Raw genomic sequence first — 5,665 nt, forward strand, 5'->3', positions numbered from 1 at the left:
CAGGAAGCGATGCCGTCTATTCCCAGGCAGTGGTGGGTAACGGGGAAACCCTGGAGCTTACCTCCAGTGATGTTATTGTGTTGCAGCCAGGATTTCATGCCCAATCGGGGAGTACCTTTAGAGCTTCTATCGATGAGGCTTCTACGGGTGGGACCGATAATAGTCCGCTAAGCGAGCTGTGCTATCAGTACCGTTATGATCACCGTAACCGTCTTATCGAAAAGAAACTCCCGGGCAAGGGACGCGAGTATATCGTTTACAACAAACTGGATCAACCCATTTTGACCCAGGATGCCAATCAGGCAGGGAAGTCAACCAAGGAATGGCTGTTTACCAAGTATGATGCCTTTGGCCGGGTAGTGTATACGGGGCTGTTTAAAAGTGACCTTAGCCGCGGCGATCACCAGAATAATGCAGATGCAGAAAACGATCAGTACGAGAACACCTCCAATACCGCATTAAATTATGGAGGGGGGACGTTTTATTATACCGATAATGCCTACCCCGATTTAAGTGAGCATCCCAACGATGTTACTTTGTATACGGTAAACTATTACGATGATTACCGTTTTTATGGTAGCAGCCTGCCACAAAGCGTGTACAGTGTGCCGGTAGAAAACTATAATAACGCTTCCAGCACCAGGATGAATACCAAAGGCCTGGCCACGGGATCAAAAGTACGGGTATTGGCCACCAGTAGTTGGATCACCACGGTTATGGGGTATGATAAGAAAGGCCGGGTAATCTATAGCAAAACAGAGAACCCTTACCTGGAAAGCAGCGATGTGATCAAAAGCAAGCTTGATTTCTTGGGACAAATGGAAGAGAGTACGACCGTACATACCAAGACTAATCAACCCACTATCACCACGGTCGATAAGTTTGAATACGATCATATGGGCAGGCTGACCCAACAGACCCAGAAGATCAATAGCCAGGGAGAAGAACTGATTGCCTTTAATGAATACGATGGATTGGGGCAGCTTAAGAAGAAAAAAGTAGGGAATACCAGTACCAGCCCACTTCAAACAGTAGATTATGCTTATAACATCCGCGGGTGGCTCAAAAGGATCAATGATCCCAATAGTTTAGGGAACAAACTCTTTGCCTTTAAGTTGAATTATAATACTACCGAGATGGGTATTGACGGTATAGATCTTTTATATAATGGTAATATCAGTGAGACAATCTGGAGGACGGCCAATACGGAGACGTATGGGAACCGTAAACGGGGGTATGCTTACCAGTATGATGCCTTAAATAGAATCAAGTCTGGAGCCTTTAGAAGGGCGACGAGTAATGGAAGTTCTTTTACGGAGCAGTCTTCCAACTATAACCTTACGGGCATGGTGTATGATCTCAATGGGAATATTAGAAAGCTCAAGCGTTATGGTCATATTACTTTAAATGCCCAGGGAGAAGTTAGCAATTATGGGGTGATGGATGATCTGACCTATAGTTATGATATGGGCAATAGCAGCAACCGACTAATACAGGTCAGTGATATCGGGAGTAAGGATTATGGATTTAAGGATGGCGCGACTAATAGTGCAGAGTATGGTTATGATGTCAATGGAAACATGATCAAAGACCTGAACAAGGGCATTGGCAGTATCGCTTATAACCACCTTAATTTACCGGAAGCGGTAAATGTAACCAGTAATAAAGGGGATGGAACCGGAACGATTTCGTATATTTACGATGCAACGGGAGTAAAACTCAAGAAAACGGCACCGGGGAATGTGGTTACTGAGTATGCGGGAAATTACGTTTATAAAAAAGTGAATAATACGACAACACTTGAATTTTTCAACCATGCTGAGGGGTATGTGGAGAAAGAAAACAATACCTACAAGTATGTGTACCAGTATAAGGACCATTTAGGGAATATTAGAGTGTCTTATGATAATAGTGGATCAGTATCCAGCCCGAATGCTTCGATTGTGGAGGAGCATAATTACTATCCTTTTGGCTTACAGCACGAGGGTTACAATAATGTACAGCTGGCCGAGAACAATTACAAGACGTTCCAAGGGCAGGAAGAGGAAAAAGAGCTCGGTAAAAACACCTATGCTTTCCAATGGAGGGACTACGACCCAGCAATCGCACGCTTCAACAAAATCGATAGGTTCGCGGAGAAATACTATGACCAGTCGCCATACCATTTTACAAAAAACAACCCAATAGTCTTTCAGGAGGTTAAAGGTGATAGTATAAGGGTAAGTTTCAGGACAGGTTTTCTTGGTATTTTCGGCAAAAAAGTTACTCTGACCTACGATGCTGAAAACCAGCAATGGAATGGAGCGGATGGAAAGCAATACACGGGAAAAGCAAGCAGATTTTCACGAACAGTACTTAGCGATTTAAAGAAAAATCAAGAAAATGACCTTGGAAATGAAATCGTTTCTAATTTGGCTACTGATAACCTAGACCATTTTGTAAAGAAAGGAAGCCCCAATAATAACACTATAAATGATAACAACATTTATTATGATGGAGCAGTTGGAGACGATGGTCAAATGATCTATCAAAATGGTCAATCGGGAAGTTCTCCTGGCTATGTGGTTTTGGGTCACGAAATGGCGCATAAGTTCTCACGTAATTTCGGAGTGAAAAACTATCCTTGGTTTGGTGCAGGTACAGCAGCAAGAGGTGTCGACGAGTACAATGCTATGTATTATGAAAATGTTTTAAGAGGTGCGAACGGATTACCATTGCGGTCAGCATATAGTGAAACCGGTGGGAATCTACAAGGATTGATACTTAACGGTTCTGGAACTTTACAAACACCACCAACATTACTCTCTAGGCAAAGAGTCATAACCATACCAGTTATTGATGCCGTGTTACAATCTCTTAATCAAACTTCGAGTAGAGAGCATATACTTAACCTAAATTTAGATAGATGATAAAAGTAAAAATCATATTTATTATAATTGTTTTTGAACTCGTAACATCTTGTAAAACAAGTATATTGATAAGTCAAAGTACGGCTGATAATCAAATTACCATTGACTCGACCCAATGTGGAAGTTATGAGGTTAAGAGTAATGAAACAACAATTGGCTATGTTGTTAAGCCCTTTGTGGTAGAAGTAGATAGGTTAAAGGAAATAACAGAATTTGAAAGGAAGCTAAGGGTGAAATATAAAAACAAGTTCAATAAAGATTATAGAACTTATGCTTTTACTACAGATAGAGCTAAAGATACTATTTTAATGACCTTGTTTTTGTCATCGAAGCAAGGTGAAAATATTCCTGGCTGGAAATGTGAACTACAAGAGGTGAGTACTTATCCCAAAAGGTCAGAATGGGTTTACTATAATTGCTCAAAAAATCGTTTTAAAGTTCCAAGCGATCCAGATTGAATATAATTAAAAACCACTCTTCGGAGTGGTTTTTTTATGCATAAGCTTTTTTAGCATTAGCATCCCTGATGGCAAGGTCGAGGAACTTTAAGACCATTGCCTTATTCTCCTTGTCCATATCCTGAATGGCCTGGAAACGCTTTAAAAGCTCCTTGTCCTTTATCGCTATAACATCATCGCTTAACAAAGCATCTGTGGAAATACCCAGCGCATCAGCGAGAGCCTTTAAGACATCGGCTGGCGGAATGCTCGTACCCAGTTCATAACGAGAAAGACTTTTGTTGTTCACGCCTGAAATCTCTGCAAGCTCTGCTTGGGAAAAGCTCTTTTGCTGTCTGTACAATCGTATGCGTTCTGCTATGGTCATAATCGAGAAATACTTATTAAAAACACCTCTAAAAAGTGAATATTAGACAAATATAGGTAAGATAAAATAAATAAATCCATAAAGTGTCTTGTGTTGTTTTCTTGTAATTGTTACTTTTGGGACAAATCCGAGAATGAAAATTTTTAAACTTTTTTGAAAATGGCACTTAAAACCACCAATCCAAACAACTACGAATATGTCACCAATCATTTAGAAATCCACGTATTGGGCGGTATCAAGCTGAACAAGTTGGACAGTCTGCGAGTAACCTTGAGCATCAACAAAACCAAACATCACAATAAGTTGCGCCACAATATTGATTTGTACAACGACGACCAAGTGGAAAAGTTGGTAAGAAAAACAGCAGAACGCATCGAAATAGGCACATCGATTGTTAGGCGAACATTACAGGAACTGACCAATGAACTGGAAACCTATCGCCTATCACAGCTTGACCAAGAAGATGAAAACGAGTTTACCATTAGGGAACTCACCAAAAAAGAGCTGCGGGCCGCAGGGGCATTTTTAAAGAAAGGCAACTTACTTGAAGCCACGAACGACCTAATCGGAAACAGCGGGGTTATCGGCGAGGAAACCAACCGACTGTTAATGTATCTCATCTTTACGAGCAGAAAGAGCAACAACCCATTGCATTGCATCAGCCTGGGCAGTTCCGGAACAGGAAAGACCCATTTACAAAGTAAAGTAGCAGAACTGATACCGGAACACGACATTGTAGATATGACGGTTTTAAGTGAGAATGCTTTTTACTACTTCAACCGCACAGAATTACAGCACAAATTAATATTAATCGAAGATATGGACGGAGCGGAAAACGCACTCTATCCACTTCGGGAACTGCAATCAAAAAGAAGCATCACAAAACGGGTAAGCCATAAAGACAGAAACGGAAATACCAAAACGATAAAGCTAACGGTCGAAGGTCCTGTATGCGTTGCAGGCTGTACCACACAAGAAAGTATTTATGAAGATAATAGCAATCGTTCCTTTTTATTGTACATCGATGAAAGTCACGAACAAGACGAAAAAATAATGCAATACCAACGCAAGTTATCAGCAGGAAATGTAAATATAGATGCAGAACTCAAAGCCAAAAGGCAATTACAAAACGTACAGCATTTACTTAAAAAGATACGAATAGTAAATCCTTATGCAGAACATCTACAATTACCACAATCTGTATTTAAACCAAGAAGAATTAATGCACATTATTTACAATTTATTGAAGCACTTACCTTTTACAAGCAATATCAAAGAGAGCGTAAATATGATGAAGCTACAGGCGAAGAATACATCGAAACCACAATCGAGGACATACAGGAAGCGAATAACTTACTACAAGAGGTTTTACTACGTAAAAGCGATATGATAAGCGGAGCGTGCAGGAACTATCTGGAAAAACTAAAAGCCTATTTAAAAGAACGAGACAGCCTTCCCCCCTCGGGGGAAGTGCCGAAGGCGATGGGGGCTTTTACCAATGCAGAGATAAGGCGAAACCTACGCATCAAGGGAACGACATTGAGACGATACCATAAACAGCTTATTGAGGACAATTATATCAAGAAAACCACCAATAACAAGTACAAGGGCTACATCTACGAAATCGTAAGCTACGAGGAATACACGGAATTACAGGAGCAAATAAACAAGGCTCTGGACGACTGCATCCAGCTGATGCAAGTGAGCCAGTGAGCCACCAATGAGCCACCTGCCAAGTGGCTCACTTAACTACCACAATTTTAAATCATTACTAATCAAAATAGGTAAACCCCCAAAAAGGTATGCCCATATAAAAAACTGTCCAAAATGAAACATCTAAAACTACAGAGTGAACATTACAAAGTACTGGTAAAGAGTTACAAACAATGGCTTGATATACTCGGCTATGCAGAAAGTACAGTTTACAATCT

The 5,665-nt window shown here is 40.6% G+C and carries 4 protein-coding genes; 3 read left to right on the forward strand and 1 reads right to left on the reverse strand.

Features of this window, described 5'->3' with window-relative positions:
- On the forward strand, nucleotides 1-2,909 hold a 2,909-nt coding region (locus L1967_RS21875; RefSeq protein WP_249603621.1), incomplete at its 5' end, for a type III secretion system effector protein.
- Nucleotides 2,906-3,367 carry a hypothetical protein gene (locus tag L1967_RS21880; protein WP_249603622.1) on the forward strand — a complete coding sequence of 154 codons (462 nt, stop codon included), beginning with the start codon at nucleotides 2,906-2,908 and terminating at the stop codon, nucleotides 3,365-3,367. The genes L1967_RS21875 and L1967_RS21880, both read left to right, overlap by 4 nt.
- Nucleotides 3,368-3,401: 34 nt before the next feature.
- Here L1967_RS21880 and L1967_RS21885 read toward each other — a convergent pair whose 3' ends face one another.
- Nucleotides 3,402-3,734, reverse strand: a complete 333-nt coding sequence (locus L1967_RS21885; protein ID WP_249603623.1) for a helix-turn-helix domain-containing protein — start codon at nucleotides 3,732-3,734, stop codon at nucleotides 3,402-3,404.
- Nucleotides 3,735-3,893: 159 nt separating this feature from the next.
- Between L1967_RS21885 and L1967_RS21890 the strand changes: the two genes are divergently transcribed.
- Nucleotides 3,894-5,447 (forward strand): hypothetical protein, encoded by a 1,554-nt coding sequence (locus L1967_RS21890; protein ID WP_249603624.1) that lies wholly within the window; start codon nucleotides 3,894-3,896, stop codon nucleotides 5,445-5,447.
- Nucleotides 5,448-5,665 lie beyond the last annotated feature (218 nt).

Source organism: Zunongwangia pacifica (assembly GCF_023499215.1).
GTDB lineage: Bacteria > Bacteroidota > Bacteroidia > Flavobacteriales > Flavobacteriaceae > Zunongwangia > Zunongwangia pacifica.